The sequence below is a fragment of the Xanthomonas sp. NCPPB 2864 genome, from assembly GCF_056675615.1.
The window spans coordinates 22,852-37,432 of sequence record NZ_JBWWVS010000019.1; the positions used below are offsets into that span (position 1 = coordinate 22,852).

A 14,581-nucleotide genomic window follows, 5' to 3' on the forward strand; every position below is an offset into this window, starting at 1 on the left:
GCATGTCGCCGATGATCGAAGCCTTGCTCTGGAAACTGGGCGCCACCAGCGTGCAGACCGCCGTGCTGGCGTTGGCGGTGTGGGCGCTGTGCCGCAGCGTGCGGCGGCTGCCCGCCACCACGCAGACCTGGCTGTGGTGGCTGGTGGGAGTGCAGGCCGTGGTCGGCCTGCTGTGGAACGCGCCGCTGCAGTTGCCGGTGTTGCCCGCAGCCACGCCCACGCCTGCCTTGATTGCCGGCAATAGCCTGGCGCCGATGGTGATGGCCAATGCCAGCGCATCCGGCGCCAGCGCGGTCGCCAGTGCGGGCGCGGCAGACGTGCTGCAGGGTGCAAGCGGTCCGTCCTGGGCGCTGTGGCTGGCCGCGTTATGGGTTGCCGGCGTTGCAGTGATGGCGCTCGGCACAGTGCGCGCATACCGACGCAGCCGCGCCCTGGTACGCGCTGCCGCACCGTGCACCGATCGCGCCCTGGTCGCCGCACTGCGCATGGCCGCAGAAGCGCATGGCCTGTCGCAGCCGCCGGAAATACGTCTATCGCAGCAGATCGCCTCGCCGCAGTTGATCGGGCCCTGGCGCCCGGTGTTGCTGCTGCCCGCCGCACGCCTGCCGCACATGGCCGACGACGATCTGGATATGGCGCTGACCCATGAACTGATCCATCTGCGCCGGCGCGATCTGTGGTGGGGCTTGCTGCCGTCGCTGGCCCAGCACCTGTTCTTCTTCCACCCGCTAGTGCATCTGGCCGCGCGCGAATACGCCACTGCCCGCGAGGCCGCCTGCGATGCCGCGGTGGTCGCAGGCCACCGTCATTGCCGCCACGACTATGGCCGGCTGTTGCTGCAACTGGGCGTGGCACCGCGCCCGCACGGCGGCGTGGCCAGCGCCTCGCCATCCTTCCTCAGCCTAAAACGGAGATTGCTCATGTTGCAGAACCCGACCTCGTTCCCGCGGTTTGGCGCGGCCCTGATCCTGGGCGCGGTGGCCATCACCGGCGTGCTGCCGCTGCGCCTGGTGGCGATGCCCGCCGCGCCGGCTGTTGCTGCCGCATCAGCGGCCGCACCGGCCAAACCAGCTGCCGGCGTGTCCAGCACAGCGGCACCGGCCACTGCCGCCGCTGCAGCTGCACCGGCAACTGCGGCAGCAACCGCCGCACCGGCTGCAGCGGCGTCATCCACCAGCCAGACCTTCACCACCACCTCCACGCACGGCCAGATCAACCTGTCGCATGACCCCGACCGCGATGCCTACGTGCTGCTGCAGGGCAACGACAGCGTCATGAATGGCTCGGTGGACGATCTCAAGCATGTGCGTCGCCTGGCCGGCAAGGATGGTCAGCTGATGTGGTTCCGCAAGGATGGCAAGCAGTACGTCGTGCGCGATCCCGACACCTTCAAGCGCTTGAATGCGGCGTATGCGCCAGTCACCAAACTGGGCCAGGCGCAGGGCGCGCTGGGCGAGCGCCAGGGCAAGCTCGGCGAACAGCAGGGCGAGTTGGGTGCGCAGATGGGTGAGCTGGGTGCACGTGCTGCCGACGCGGCCGCAAAGCACGTCAATGCATCCTTGCTCGACACCGATGCACTGACACAACAGGCCGCCGAGCGTGCGGCGCGGGAAGCAGAACGCGCAGTACGCCAGGCCGAACAGGCCATGCAGCGCAGCGGCGCCGACCAGCGGATGCAGGCGCTGGCCAGGCAGCAGGCGGCGCTCGCCACCGAGCAGGCAGACCTGTCTAGCCAGCAGGCCGCCGCCAGCGTGCGCGCCGACAAGGAAGCCCAGCGCATCATGCGCGAGGCGATCGCACAGGGGCTGGCCACGCAGATCGAGGGCTGATCGCCGCAGGCCGCTGCTCGCCGGGACTGTGCAGCACGCGCAGACGGCGAGCAGCTGGCGCCCTCTCGGCCGGAGGCAGTGACTGGCGTCAAACCGGTTCGGCGCCGCACGCGCCGTGCAGGCACGCGCGGCGGGCGACACACAGCGCTGGTGACTCGGTGACGCCGCGACTCGCCGATACTGCGCAACAGGCGCAGACGGCGAGCAGACAATGACGTACCGGGTGGTGGTGTTGGGGGGCTTCGGGCATTTCGGCGCGCGCATCGTGCGGGCGCTGGCGGCGACGGCGCAACTGCAGGTGATCGCGGCCGGACGGCATCCCGGCGATGTGGCGGCCAGGTGGCCGGATGTGGCACCCGGTCGCATCGCGTGCTGTCGCCTGGATATCGACGCAAGCGATTTTGCCGCGCAACTGGCGGCCACTGCCGCCGATGCGGTGGTGCACACCGCAGGCCCGTTCCAGGGCCAGGATTACGCCGTGGCGCACACCTGCCTGCAGGCCGGCATGCACTACATCGACCTGGCCGACGGCCGCGCGTTCGTCCGCGATTTCCCCGCGGCAGTGGATGCAGCGGCAAGGCAAGCGCAGCGTGTGGCCATCAGCGGCGCCAGCACCTTGCCCGCGCTGTCGAGCGCGGTCATCGATGCCTTGCTGCCGCGTTTTTCGGCGTTGCATGGCATCCGCATGGTGATCGCGCCCGCGCAAGGCACACCGCTTGGTCTGGCCACCGTGCGTGCGGTGTTGTCGTACTGCGGCACGCCGTTCACATGGCTGCATGAGGGCCGCTGGCAAACGGTGGTGGGCTGGGCCAGACCCACGCAGGTGGAGTTCGCGCAGCTCGCGCCGCGGCTTGCGTCGCCATGCGATGTGCCTGATCACGATCTGCTGCCACAGCGCTATCCAGGCGTGCAGAGCGTGCAGTTTCGCGCGGCGTTGGAGGTGCCGTTCCTGCAGCGCTGCCTGGCCGGTGTCGCCTGGCTGCGTCACCACGGCGTGCCGTTGCCGATGGCGCGCCTGGCCGAGGTGTTTGCACGTGCGGCACGCTGGTTTGACCGCTTCGGCACCGACCTCGGTGGCATGCGCGTGGAGCTGCGAGGCATGAGCCATCCCCAGGCTGGCGATCCCCGGCCGCTGCGACTGCAGTGGGACCTCACCGCTGCGATGCTGCACGGCCCGGAGATTCCCTGCTTCGCCGCAATCCTGCTGGTGCGCAAGCTTGCCGCAGGGCAGGCATTACCGATCGGCGCGCATGCCTGCATGGGCTTGTTGACCCTGGCCGAATTCGAGCAGGAGTTTGCGGCGTGGCAGATGGTGACCGAGCTGTTGGAAGTGCCTGTGTGAGTGCGCTGGCGCCACGGCCGATGACGGCCTGTTGTCAGGGCGTCTCCAGCATCGGAATCACTTCACGGTCCTGCGCGTCCACCGCCACCAGGCGCTGCATCAGCAGCGACAAGGTCACCACGTCCTGGTGATTGTGCTCGGCCACGCGGCGCAGGTTGCGCGCGCTGCCGCCGCGCAGGTAACTCAACCAGGCGGCCGGGGCTTCGGAGCCGGGCAGGTCGTCTTCGCGCACCACGCGTAGCAGCTGCCGTTCGATGGTGGACAGCTTGCAGTTCTCCCAGGTGCCGCGATAGCGGCGCCGGGTGGGGAACAGCAGGTCCACATGGTCCAGCGCAGAGATCGGGTCGCCGCGGCGCGCCAGCCGGTAGCGCGTCTTCAACAACGGCGCGTCGTAGCAGCGGCCGTTGTAGCTGGACAGCACCGTCTGCGGCGACAGCCAGCTGCGGAACAGGTCCAGCATCGCGCTTTCGGCCGCCATCGTGGACATCATCAACTGGCGCACGCGCAGCCCGCTGCCCTGCGTAGCGTCGGTGTACCAATCGGCCACGCCGATCATGAAGGCGCGCGTGCCGGTGCCGCCGGCCAGGCCGGTGGTTTCGGTGTCGAAGAACAATAGATCCATCGGGTCCACCGCGTCCTCGCGCTTGGCGAACGCCAGCGACAGCGCCTGGCGCGGGATCGCCTGCGGCAGGAAGGCTTCGATCAGGTGCAGGCCGGGCGCGATCTCGTTGCCGGGCAGATGCCGGTCGGTGGACGCCGCGCGTACCGGCGCGTGCGCCGAGACCGCGCGCTCGCGCAGGCCGATCATCTTGCGCAGGCCGGCAATATCGGTACGTCGCTGCGGTGGCGGCAGTGATGTGGGCGCAGCCGGTGTCGCGCGCACAGCCGGCACGCGCGCTGCCGCATCGGCCGCCGCACCTGCGCGCTTGTGGCGCACATCGTGGTCCACCCAGGCAAACGCCGAGCTATCGCGCGCAGGCGCTGCAGCAACCGGAGCCTGCAGGGCGCGGCGCGTCATGGCCGGTGCGGTGGGCGGGGTGCGCGGCGCACCGGCCGCCTCTGCGCTGCCGGGCTGCGTGCCTCGCACAGCCGCCTCGCGCGGCAAAGCGCGTGACCCAGACACAGCAGCACCCGGCGCAGGCTGGCGTTGCGCACGCGTGGGCATCACCGCATCGTCCTTGCGCGCCGTGGGCGTCAGCCCGCCGACCTGGCGGCGCAGCAGGCGCAAGCGTTCTGCGCTCACCCCAGGATCGCTGCCAGGCACCGGCGCTGCCGGCGCACGCATTGGCTGCGCTGCCGCAGGCATGTCACCTGCGGCACGCGTGCGTGCATTGCCCGGCACTGCATCCGCACCGACTGCATTACCCGAGGTACGCGCCACCCCTGCCGCGCGCAGCGGGTGGGCATCGGCCTGCGCATCGCGCGCAGCGGAAACATCCGCACCATCCACTGCAGCGCCATCTGCAACTGGCGCTGGCACATCGGCATGCCCGGCCTGACGCCGCAACAAGCGCAACCGGTCCGCACTCACGCTCATGCAAGCACGTCCAGCGCCAGGTCGTCGTCCACCTGGGTGGCATGCCGCAACGGCGCATCCGCATCGAACAACAGCGCCAGCACCGTCAATGCCAACGACTTGGGCGACTCGCCCTTGCCTTCCTCATGCGCGGCCAGCACCGGGCCCACGCAGGCCGGGCAGCCGGCGCTGCAGTCGCAACGCCGCACCAGCTCGTCGGCGCGCTGCAGCAGCTCGGCCTGGCGCAGCCACAGCGGCTCGCTCAGGCCCACCCCGCCGGGGAAGTTGTCGTACAGATACACCGTGGGCACGAAGGCCTGCTGCAATTCCACCGCGCCTTCTTCGCCTTCGTCCACGCCACGCAGCTGTCCGCGCCCGGTCTGGTCGGCCACCGCAAACCACGCGCCGTCGCCATTGCCCACCGCTTTTTGCAGGTCGCGCGCATCGGCCATCACCGCCACCGTGGCCACCACGTGCAGCGCATAGGCCGCACCCAAAAAACCATCCAGCGCATCCTGCTTGGAGGCAAACGCCTTGCCCAACGTGGCCTGCGGCAACTGCCACCACACCGCGGTGGTATGCAGTTCCTGGTCGGGCAGATTGACTGGCCCGTAGCCGATGTTCTCGTGCGTGTAATAGCGGATCTTCTTGTAGCCGGACACGCGCCGCACCACATGCACCTCGCCATGGTGCGAATCGCCGCGCCCGGCCACGCCGCCGTCGAAGCGGTCCAGCACCTTCAGCTTGGTGTAGTCGATGCTGTCGGTGTAGTAGTCCACATGGGTGCGCGTGACATAGGCCTTGCGGCCTTCCCAGTCCAGCCGCTCCACCTGGTACGGCGTGCTCTGCACCATGTGGATGGCGCCTTCGTACAAGGTCAGCGCGGCGGCCGAATAATCCACCTCGGCAATGATCTGCTGCTTGCCGTCGCTCTTGTCCACCACCACGAAGTTGCCGTCGGCCACCGAGCGCAGGCTCACCGCATTGGCCGGGTAGCTGTCGGCGATCCACTCCCAGCGGTCGCCTTCCTGATGGATCACGTCGCTCTCGGCCAGCGCTTCCAGGAACACCAGCGGGTCGATCGGGCCGAACGGCTCGCTGGCAATGAACGGCAGCTCGAACGCGGCGCAGCGGATGTGATCGAACAGGATCAGCGGCTGGTCCGGCGCAATGCGCGCATGCTCGGGCGAGGCATCGGCAAAGAAATCCGGGTGCCGCACCACGTACTGGTCCAGCGGCTGCGAGCTGGCCACCAGCACGCCCAGCGCCGGTTGCTGGCGGCGCCCGGCGCGGCCGAAGCGCTGCCAGGTCGCCGCCACGCTGCCGGGGTAACCGTTGAGGATCACCACATCCAGCGCGCCGATATCCACGCCCAGTTCCAATGCCGAAGTGGACACGATGCCGTCGATATTGCCGGCGCGCATCGCGCGCTCCACCTCGCGCCGCTCGGTGGGCAGGTAGCCGCCGCGGTACGCACGGATGCGTGGCGGCTTGCGCGGGTCGTGGTCGAAGATGTCCTTCAGGTACTTGGTCAGCACCTCCACCATCAGGCGCGTCTGCGCGAACACCAGCGTCTTGAGTCCACTCTTGATCGCGATGCGCGCAATGCGGTTGCTCTGCGAACGTGCCGATGCGCGCAGCCCCAAATCCGCATTGACCACCGGCGGGTTCCACAGCAGCACGTGCTTGTCGCCGGTGGGCGCGCCGGATTCGGTGATCGCATGCACCTGTTCTTCGATCAGGGCCTGCGCGTGCGCGTGCGGGTTGCCGATGGTGGCCGAGCACAGGATGAACTGCGGGTTGGCGCCATAGAACGCGCAGATGCGCTTGAGCCGGCGCAGCACATTGGTAACGTGGCTGCCGAACACGCCGCGGTAGGTGTGGATCTCGTCGATCACCACATAGCGCAGGTTCTCGAAGAACTGCGCCCACTTGGTGTGATGCGGCAGGATCGCCTGGTGCAGCATGTCCGGGTTGCTCACCACGATGTCGCCATGCAGGCGGATCGCCTGGCGCGCATCGCCGGGCGTATCGCCGTCGAAGGTGAAGGCCTTCACCCCCAGCTCGCCGGCCCGGTTCAACTCCAGTAGCTCGGCCACCTGGTCCTGCGCCAGCGCCTTGGTCGGGAACAGGTACAGCGCCTTGGCTCCGGAGCGCATCGCCGCGCTCACCACCGGCAGCGTGTAGCACAGCGACTTGCCCGACGCGGTGGGCGTCACGATTGCCACATGTTCGCCGCGTTGGGTGGCCGCCCAGGCGTCGGCCTGGTGGCTGTAGAGCTGGCTGATGCCCCGCGCACGCAAAGCGTCGGCCAGCGCGGCTGGTACGTCGGCGGGAATCGGCGCATAACGGCCGTCGCGTCCGGGCAGGGTAAAGCTGCCGGTGATGCGGTCGTGGTAGCGCCGTTCCAGGCGTTCGGTGAGCAGTGCGCCATCGCGGCTGGGCCGGCCATCGGTGGTGGCCAGCGCGCGTTCGGCGGTTTCGGTGCGGGGAGCGAGGGCAAACGGAGGCATACGGCGGCTCCCAAAGAGGGGCATGAGACAGGGGAGGTGTCTCAGGGTATGAGACCAGCGCCGAACCGGCGAGCCTGTGTCACTGAGCGGATTCAGCAAGCCGGGTATTCTGTTGCCCCCACCGCGTCACCGTTGCCTTGCACGCTGTGGCTCCCCCATCTCGAAGAACCGCCGTGCCCGTTTCCCCCAGCCTCACCGCGCCGCACTACAAGACCCGTTCCGCCCGCCGTGCCGATGTGATCGTGCACGCCGCCGGCCTGTTCCTGGCCATCGTCGGCGGCGCCTGGATGGTCTGGCGCGCGCATGCCAACCAGACCATGCTGCTGGCCACCTGCGTCTACGCGCTGGGGCTGCTGGTGATGTTCGGCTGCTCGGCGGCGTACAACTTCGCCCCGCCGCAACGCCAGCCGATGCTGCGCAAGTTCGACCACGCCGGCATCTTCGTGATGATTGCCGGCTCCTACACCCCGTTCCTGCTGGTCGCCCTCGACGGCACCTGGCGCTGGGCGATGATCCTGGGCGTGTGGGGCGTGGCCTTGTTCGGCGTATTCGCCAAGCTGTTCCTGCCCGGCATCGCCAAGGGCTTCTGGGTGGTGATCTACCTGTTGCTGGGCTGGGCCGGCATCGTGGTGATCAAGCCGCTGCTCGCCGGCCTGGACAGCACCGTGCTGTGGCTGATCGCCGCCGGCGGCGCGTTCTACACCGTGGGTGTCACCTTCTACGTGCGCAAGTCGCTGGTCTACAACCGCGCCATCTGGCACGCCCACGTGCTGGGCGGCGCGCTCTCGCACTGGTGCGCAATCTGGTTGTGCCTGCAGCCGTTGGGTGGGATGTAGCGCGCTGTCGATGTCGTCGAGCAGTCGCGTATGCCCATCGCTCGGTAGCATCGACGCGTCATGGATCTATTGATCGCCTGACTGCGTCGGCTTCCAATCAGAGCGCGCAGGTACGAGGGCAAGGATCAGCACATCGTCGCCGTCGCGTGTGTAGATCAAGAGATATCTGCCGTCCTGGCAGGTGTACAAACGCGTTCCCGGCAGTGGCCCAGAGTGATAGGTGGCGGCACCATCCAGCGCGTCGCCCTCGGTTTCGATCCGGTCGTCCTGTTCACATGCGGCGAAATAAATCTGCGGGTCGGAGATTTCGATCGCGCGCGCCAATGCTGAAGCGAGCAACGCGGTGCGCGCATCCAGCGCGCTCTGCTTCCAGGCCACGCTCACGCACGCGTGCCCTTTGCAGCCAGGGCTGCCTCAAGCGCCGCACGGTGTTGCGTCTTGAGCGTCTCCATCTGCTGCTTCGCCTGCGCGCTGGAGAGTGCGGGGCGGGGGTCGGCCAGGGCATGCTCGGTCTGGGTGCGTAGCGACACCGCATAGCGTGCATCCAACTCCTTGACCTTCATCGCCTCGGAGCGGTCAGGCCGGCGCTTCGCATTGCCGCCCTCGGCGTCCCACTGCGCAGCGTCCACGTGAAGCACGTCCAATGGCATGCCCATCTCGCGCAAGACCTTCAACGCACTTTCGAAGCTGCCAAACCGGCGCGGCGCATTCGCCTTGGTGGCCAGCACACGGGTCTGGTCATGGGTCTGCAATTGCACGGTCCAGGCACCGGCTTCCCCGATGACCGACGCGTGCCTGACCGCACTGGCGTCGACCAGGGCACGTGCGGTCGCCAGCTTGACCAGATTCGTCATGGCGTTATCCAGTTAACGATTAGATGGTAGCCACTTTATCATTGATCTGGCGCGCCAGCTAACGGTTGTCAGCCAGGCTCACGCCCTACAGCTTGGTCTTCATCACCGCCTCGAACGCCGCATCCGGCGCGATGCTGTCGGAGAGCACGACCACCGAATGCAGCGTGCCCTTTGCCTGCACGTTGTATTCAAAGCCCACCGGCTTGCCGCCACGGCTGAACACCTCGATCTCGCTGTACTCACCGAGCCGGCCTTCATAACTCTCGCGCTCCAGCCCGTGCTCCTTGGCAAAGGTGCCGGCGGCGCTGCGTGCGCCCTCCCACACCGCGTCTTCGTAGCTCATCGGCTGCAGCAGGCTGATCATGTGGGTGGCGCAGGCGTTGGTGCTGGTCACGCCATAGCCATCGACCTCGCCCAGCAACGGGATCTTGCGGACATCGCGTTTGGGCGTGGCGGTGACGGTGCAGCCAAGCTGCTGCAGCTCGGCAAGGGTGAAGTGCTCGGACTCCGGGCGCGGCGCGCTGGGGGTGGCCGTGCCACCGTTGCAGGCAGACAGCAGGCCCAGACAGGCGAGCGGCAGGAAGCGGTGTAGGGAAATGTGCGACAACGGTGACGTCCTTGTAGTGAATGGAAGAGCGGCGCGGCTGCCCTCGACATCGGCGCCCAACATGACGCCAATGCGTCACGCAGTCGCCCAGGTCGAGGCAGCCAGGGCGCGCGAGGGTAGCGCGCCAGGCGTCAACGCATGCTGAGAGCCATCCACCACGTCGCCGCGCTTACTCCGGCATCACCATGCGGATCGCGCGTGTGCCGATCTCTGCACCGGTGACTGCGTCGATGGCGACCGGCTGCAGCTCGGTGCCGGTTTCCGCATCCAGAAAACGCAGCAGCTTGCCCTCGCCACGGTGCTTGCGGCCCCACGCACCGATCATGAACAGCACCGGCAGGTAATCGCGCCCTGCCTGGGTCAGCACGTACTCCTCGCGCGGCGGGCGGGTGGAGTACAGGCGCTTTTCCAGCAGCCGCTCCTCGGTCAGCGTCGCCAGCCGCTTGGTCAGCATGGTCGGGGCAATCCCCAGGCTCTGCCGGAACTGATCGAAGCGGGTCAGCCCGGAATTGGCGTCACGCAGGATCAGCATCGTCCACGCATCGCCCAGGAAGGTCAGGCTGCGCGCGATCGGGCACAGGCTGTCCGACGACGTTTTTGAGTTCATATCATTTCCGTATTGACTCACTATCAAATCGATACTAGCATGCGGCGCATGGGCAGTCCAACCGTGCGTATCAGGCAGGTGACGGGCGCCCACGCCGCGGCGGCAACCGCGGCGGCAGTCCGCATCAACGCACACCGCAATGCAGGTCAGCGTCAGGCACCGCGCAGCTGCACGCCGATGGCTGGCGATGTTTTCTCCACCTTCCCTAAACCGCATTCCTTCAGAGACACCACGATGAAAAAGACAGTGCTGATCACCGGCGCATCCTCAGGGTTTGGCCTGTTGCTGGCCACCAACCTGCACAAGCTGGGCTTCAACGTCATCGGCACCAGCCGCGAGCCGGAAAAGCACCAGGCCAAGCTGCCGTTCAAGCTGCTGCGCCTGGATATCGACGATGACGCCTCGATCCAGTCGTTTGCCACAACGCTGTTCCAATCGGTCGACCGCCTGGACGTGCTGGTCAACAACGCCGGTTACATGGTCACCGGTATCGCCGAAGAAACCGCCATCGACGTGGGCCGCCAGCAGTTCGAAACCAACTTCTGGGGCACGGTCAAAACCACCAATGCGCTGCTGCCGTACCTCCGCAAGCAGCGGAGCGGGCAGATCATCACCGTCAGCTCCATCGTGGCGCTGATCGGGCCGCCGAACCTGTCGTATTACGCGGCCTCCAAACACGCGGTGCAGGGGTATTTCAAATCGCTGCGGTTCGAACTTGCCCAGTTCAATATCAAGGTCAACATGGTGGAGCCGGTCTGGTTCAAGACCAATCTGGGCCATAACGCAGTGCCTGCCGCCGGCAACACCATTGCCGACTACAACGCTTACCGCAGGCAGGCCAACGCGGCGACCCAGAAGGGAATCGACACCGCAGAAGCACCGGATGCCGTGGTGGACACCATCCAGAAGTTGATCCAGGCCAAGGACCCCAAGTTCAGCAACCCGGTCGGAAAGATGACCGGCATGATCCTGTTCCTGCAGAGTTACCTGCCAAAGATGTTTGAAGGCGCGATTTTCAAAAGCATCAAAACAGCCTGAGTGCTGTGCGTTACATGCAGCGCCAATCCAGCTGCTGATTCCATCAAGTAAACCCCACAAAACCCCCGTGTTATCACCCGATCAACGGCTTTGCTAAAGCCGTGACGCATCCCCTTTGCCACGAGTACACGAGAATAAAAGCGTATTTCTGCAAATTCATCCCGCCGCGCGCGGACTTTCTGGCCACCCTGTCGGATCAGGAAAAAGCCCTGATGCAGCAGCATGCTGCGTTTCTGGACCAGCGCCTGGCCGAGGGCGTGCTGCTGGCGCATGGCCCGGTCATCGATGAAACCGGCGGCTTTGGTCTATCGCTGTATCAGATTGCCGACGACCAGGACATTGCCGCCATCACCGCACAAGACCCGATCATCAAACACGGCGTCGGGCAGTATGCGCATTACCCCATGCTGCATTTGAAGGCGCGCGGATAAACGCCGCGCTGCAGGCGGCACGCGTGGATCGTCATCGCAGCCGCACGTTGCGGTGGCGAGCGTACGCCGCGCGTGCAGCAAGCAATGCCAGGCAAAGGCGTGCTGCGCTCAGGCCACGCTGTCAGTTGCCGGTCTTTCGAACGAAGCGGGCGAACGCGCTCACCGCACCGGCACCCGCACGCTAGCGCCCAAACCCTGCGTGGGAAACGCCGCTTCCACCGGCGCACGCCGCTGCACCCACATGTCACCCATCATCCGGTCCAGCCCGCGGTCCAGGCCGGTGACCAACCCCGCACCCGGGGTAAAGGTCAGCTCGCCGAAATAGACCTGCCCGTGCTGGATATACCAGTCCACCCGCACGTAATCGAAGTCGCTTGCCAGCTGCTTGCTCAACTCCAGCGCCTGTTCCAGCAGCGCCGGCGCGCAGGGCGGTGCGCGCCCGTCGTCGCGGATGCGGTGAAAGGCCTCGTGCAGGTTGCCCACAAAGAAGGTCATGCCCAACTTCGGCGTGTCGAAGCGCCCGTAGATCACCTGCAGCACGTACTGAAAACTGCCGTCCACCTGCCGGAACATGTGGAACTTGTAGTCCACCGGCACCTGCTGCGCATCGCCGATGTACTGCTCCACCAGAATGCGCGGCGGAATATCGCGGTAATGGATCTCGCGCACCTTGTCGGAGAAGTCGGTGCGCAGCCATTGGCCGCAGCGCTCGATGATGCGGCGCTTCTGCTGCGCATCGGGCTCATCGCGCACCACCTCCACCATCGCCGCGCCATGGTTGGCCTTGATCACGGTCTGCCGCCACTGCGGCAGGCGCAGCAGCTCCTGCGGGTCGGTGCTGTCCAGCAGCAGCGGGATCAGGTGCGCCTCGCCGATCCTGGCCGCCACATACGGGCGCACCGCAAACTTGTCCGCCAGCCGCCGGTACAGCGGGTAATCGCCGTGCACGCACTTGCGGTAGAGGATCTTCTCGTTGAAGCACTTGGGCGCGTACAGATCCGGCAGCCGGCCGAAGGTGTGCAGGTAGTACAGCCGGTCCTGGTGCCGCCAGGGCAGGGTGCGCAGCAGGCCGCGCGCACCCTTGCGCAGCAGGCGCTTGAGGCCGGCCACGTCGGTGCCCGTGGGCGTGGCGCGGCCGTCGCCCGGAGACGTCGTCAACGCCGGCAGTAGCGCAGCCCACGGCTGACCTGCCCCACCGTGCGCGCCCAGCGGCTGCGCCTGCAGCCCCATCCCGTTGTCGGCCATCGCCAGATCCCTCGTCCGTAGTGAAGTGAGACTTGCATCACATTTGAGTGTGATGTGTGTCACGGTATACGGAAAGACGCAGACCAGGGTTGCGAATCGTCTCAAGCGACCCGATTGCGCAAAGATCGCGCCGCTTTGGGCATAAAGACCGGCGCCCGGGCCTGCGCTAGCGCCCGCTTTTGTGCGCCGCGCAAACCCGCGCAGGCCAGGGCCTGCGACCGGCCGCCTGGCGCGTGCGGCACCAGCAACCGGCACAACGCCGCGCCGGTTCCGCAGGCCCGGGCTGCGGGGCAGGCGCGCAATGGCGCACGCATGCGCCGCCACCTGGGCGGCAGTGCGTGGGAGCAACTGCCGGCGCGGCCGGCAAGGGCAGGCAGTCGCATCGCAGGCCGGCATCGCGCAACATCACGCACCGGCACTGCAGCCCGCAACGGATGGCCCATGCACGTCACCAAACTCACGCCCCTGGCAGCGCTGTGCCTTGCGCTTGCCGCCTGCGGCAAAACAGACCAAGCCGCGCAAACCGATAAGGCGCCCACATCGGCGCAGGCAGCAGCCAGCCCCGCCACCGCAGATGGCAACGCCGCCGCACTGCCGCCCGCCAAGGCGGCCAACAGCCATCCGCCTTCGGTCAGCCAGCAGGCAAGGCGCTATCTCTGCCCGCAGGGCCCCAATGCCTGCCCGGCCGGTGGGCCGTTGATCGCCAACTCTGATGCAGAGGCGCAGTGGCTGCTGCGCCACGGCTACCCGACGGAACACGAACTGGCCCGCTTGGAAACCCTGACGCTGGACCAGCTCAAGGCCGAGTCGCAGGCAGGCAACCAGGCCGCAACGGTGATCTACGGCAAAAAGACCGCACTGGCGGGCCGTTTCTATCAGGGCATCGGCATCCTGCGGCGGGCCGCGGTGGCGGGGAATCTGTATGCGTACTACGGGCTGTCGGACGTGTACGTCAGCGACACCGCAAACAAGAACCTGGTCGACAGCCTGGCCTACCTGCGCTTGGCTTACCTGCTGGGCGATGCAAAAGCCTCGGCCGTCATCGCATCGCGTGGCCTGAGCAGTGTTGAAAACGTCGTTGCCGACGAGCGCGCCGCCTCACTGCACAAGACGTTTTCCAAGTATCAGCGCCCGTCGCCACGGCCGCTGGAATAACGCCGGGCGATCAGCCTCCCACATTCAGTTGCGGAATCTTGGCAAACGCCTCGGCAATAAAATCCATAAACACGATCGCCCGCTTCGGCACCAGCCGGTTGGCCGCATACAGAATGTGCATGGGCACCGCAGGTGCGGAGAATGCGCCCAGCACGATTTGCAGCTGCCCGGCCTTGAGCCCCTGCTCGAACAACCACTCCGGCCCCTGCCCGATGCCCAGGCCCGCGCTCACCGACTCGCGCGCGGCCTCCGGCGAATTGACCCGGATCCGGCCGGACACCGGCACCTCCACATCCTTGAAACGCCACGTCGCCCCGGAGGCCAGCAAGGTGTACAGCACGCAATCGTGCTGGCGCAGGTCCTCGGGCACGCGGGGCACGCCGCGCTCGGCAAGATAGGCGTTGCTTGCCACGCACACGCGCTTGAACGCGCCGATCCGCCGTGCGCGCAGCGCGCTGTTTTCCAGGTGGCCGATGCGGATGGCAAGCTCCGCGCCCTCGTCGAGCAGATTGACGAAGCGGTCGTTGATCTGCAGATCCAGCTCCAGGCCAGGAAAGCGCCGCAAGAACTCCGGCACCAGCGGCATCACATAGTGGTGCGACAACGCC

General features: G+C 66.9%; 14 protein-coding genes. 6 read left to right on the forward strand and 8 right to left on the reverse strand.

Annotated features, from left to right (window positions below):
• Positions 1–2: 2 nt before the first annotated feature.
• Together AC1KVE_RS20750 and AC1KVE_RS20755 are read left to right on the forward strand one after the other, a co-directional pair.
• Complete coding sequence (locus AC1KVE_RS20750) at positions 3–1,829, forward strand: M56 family metallopeptidase (RefSeq protein ID WP_481092507.1); 1,827 nt, start codon at positions 3–5, stop codon at positions 1,827–1,829.
• 211 nt (positions 1,830–2,040) lie between these two features.
• Positions 2,041–3,171, forward strand: coding sequence for a saccharopine dehydrogenase NADP-binding domain-containing protein (locus tag AC1KVE_RS20755; protein WP_481092508.1), 1,131 nt, complete (start codon positions 2,041–2,043; stop codon positions 3,169–3,171).
• Positions 3,172–3,205: 34 nt separating this feature from the next.
• On the opposite strand, the gene AC1KVE_RS20760 is transcribed toward AC1KVE_RS20755, so the two are convergent.
• Both AC1KVE_RS20760 and AC1KVE_RS20765 read right to left on the reverse strand, forming a co-directional pair.
• Positions 3,206–4,708: a ribonuclease H-like domain-containing protein gene (locus tag AC1KVE_RS20760; protein ID WP_481092509.1), complete on the reverse strand. Its 1,503-nt coding sequence runs from the start codon at positions 4,706–4,708 to the stop codon at positions 3,206–3,208.
• Positions 4,705–7,200 (reverse strand): DEAD/DEAH box helicase, encoded by a 2,496-nt coding sequence (locus tag AC1KVE_RS20765; RefSeq protein ID WP_160955037.1) that lies wholly within the window; start codon positions 7,198–7,200, stop codon positions 4,705–4,707. Before AC1KVE_RS20765 ends, AC1KVE_RS20760 begins: the two co-directional genes overlap by 4 nt.
• Positions 7,201–7,373: 173 nt before the next feature.
• Here AC1KVE_RS20765 and trhA point away from each other — a divergent pair, with 173 nt between their 5' ends.
• Entirely contained in the window at positions 7,374–8,036 is a 663-nt protein-coding gene (trhA, locus tag AC1KVE_RS20770) for a PAQR family membrane homeostasis protein TrhA (RefSeq protein ID WP_024940062.1), read from the forward strand.
• Positions 8,037–8,102: 66 nt separating this feature from the next.
• On the opposite strand, the gene AC1KVE_RS20775 is transcribed toward trhA, so the two are convergent.
• From AC1KVE_RS20775 to AC1KVE_RS20790, 4 genes are all read right to left on the reverse strand, one after another.
• On the reverse strand, positions 8,103–8,420 hold the full coding sequence (locus tag AC1KVE_RS20775; protein ID WP_481092510.1) for a plasmid stabilization protein: 318 nt from the start codon (positions 8,418–8,420) through the stop codon (positions 8,103–8,105).
• The gene (locus tag AC1KVE_RS20780) at positions 8,417–8,890 is read right to left on the reverse strand and encodes a hypothetical protein (RefSeq protein WP_228315113.1); all 474 of its coding nucleotides are present in this window, start codon (positions 8,888–8,890) and stop codon (positions 8,417–8,419) included. The genes AC1KVE_RS20775 and AC1KVE_RS20780 overlap by 4 nt, the downstream gene beginning before the upstream one ends.
• A gap of 85 nt (positions 8,891–8,975) precedes the next feature.
• Positions 8,976–9,497 carry a hypothetical protein gene (locus tag AC1KVE_RS20785; RefSeq protein ID WP_481092511.1) on the reverse strand — a complete coding sequence of 174 codons (522 nt, stop codon included), beginning with the start codon at positions 9,495–9,497 and terminating at the stop codon, positions 8,976–8,978.
• 169 nt (positions 9,498–9,666) lie between these two features.
• Positions 9,667–10,104: a winged helix-turn-helix transcriptional regulator gene (locus AC1KVE_RS20790; RefSeq protein ID WP_024940059.1), complete on the reverse strand. Its 438-nt coding sequence runs from the start codon at positions 10,102–10,104 to the stop codon at positions 9,667–9,669.
• A gap of 234 nt (positions 10,105–10,338) precedes the next feature.
• Here AC1KVE_RS20790 and AC1KVE_RS20795 point away from each other — a divergent pair, with 234 nt between their 5' ends.
• The gene (locus AC1KVE_RS20795) at positions 10,339–11,142 is read left to right on the forward strand and encodes an SDR family NAD(P)-dependent oxidoreductase (protein WP_481092512.1); all 804 of its coding nucleotides are present in this window, start codon (positions 10,339–10,341) and stop codon (positions 11,140–11,142) included.
• Positions 11,143–11,243: 101 nt separating this feature from the next.
• Positions 11,244–11,573 carry a YciI family protein gene (locus AC1KVE_RS20800; RefSeq protein ID WP_481092513.1) on the forward strand — a complete coding sequence of 110 codons (330 nt, stop codon included), beginning with the start codon at positions 11,244–11,246 and terminating at the stop codon, positions 11,571–11,573.
• A 159-nt stretch (positions 11,574–11,732) separates the two neighbouring features.
• Here AC1KVE_RS20800 and AC1KVE_RS20805 read toward each other — a convergent pair whose 3' ends face one another.
• Positions 11,733–12,803 carry an ATP-grasp fold amidoligase family protein gene (locus AC1KVE_RS20805; RefSeq protein ID WP_184457951.1) on the reverse strand — a complete coding sequence of 357 codons (1,071 nt, stop codon included), beginning with the start codon at positions 12,801–12,803 and terminating at the stop codon, positions 11,733–11,735.
• A 456-nt stretch (positions 12,804–13,259) separates the two neighbouring features.
• Between AC1KVE_RS20805 and AC1KVE_RS20810 the strand changes: the two genes are divergently transcribed.
• Positions 13,260–13,973: a hypothetical protein gene (locus tag AC1KVE_RS20810; RefSeq protein ID WP_481092523.1), complete on the forward strand. Its 714-nt coding sequence runs from the start codon at positions 13,260–13,262 to the stop codon at positions 13,971–13,973.
• 10 nt (positions 13,974–13,983) lie between these two features.
• Here AC1KVE_RS20810 and AC1KVE_RS20815 read toward each other — a convergent pair.
• Positions 13,984–14,581 (reverse strand): substrate binding domain-containing protein (locus tag AC1KVE_RS20815; protein ID WP_481093111.1); only part of this gene is annotated, 598 nt, incomplete at its 5' end.

Excerpts from the sequence above, each read along its gene's own strand:
- AC1KVE_RS20795 (WP_481092512.1), top strand. The coding sequence starts at position 10,339 with ATGAAAAAGACAGTGCTGATCACCGGCGCATCCTCAGGGTTTGGCCTG.
- AC1KVE_RS20805 (WP_184457951.1), bottom strand. The coding sequence starts at position 12,803 with ATGGGGCTGCAGGCGCAGCCGCTGGGCGCGCACGGTGGGGCAGGTCAG.
- AC1KVE_RS20760 (WP_481092509.1), bottom strand. The coding sequence starts at position 4,708 with ATGAGCGTGAGTGCGGACCGGTTGCGCTTGTTGCGGCGTCAGGCCGGG.
- AC1KVE_RS20790 (WP_024940059.1), bottom strand. The coding sequence starts at position 10,104 with ATGAACTCAAAAACGTCGTCGGACAGCCTGTGCCCGATCGCGCGCAGC.
- AC1KVE_RS20755 (WP_481092508.1), top strand. The coding sequence starts at position 2,041 with ATGACGTACCGGGTGGTGGTGTTGGGGGGCTTCGGGCATTTCGGCGCG.
- AC1KVE_RS20810 (WP_481092523.1), top strand. The coding sequence starts at position 13,260 with ATGCACGTCACCAAACTCACGCCCCTGGCAGCGCTGTGCCTTGCGCTT.
- AC1KVE_RS20765 (WP_160955037.1), bottom strand. The coding sequence starts at position 7,200 with ATGCCTCCGTTTGCCCTCGCTCCCCGCACCGAAACCGCCGAACGCGCG.
- AC1KVE_RS20750 (WP_481092507.1), top strand. The coding sequence starts at position 3 with ATGTCGCCGATGATCGAAGCCTTGCTCTGGAAACTGGGCGCCACCAGC.
- AC1KVE_RS20780 (WP_228315113.1), bottom strand. The coding sequence starts at position 8,890 with ATGACGAATCTGGTCAAGCTGGCGACCGCACGTGCCCTGGTCGACGCC.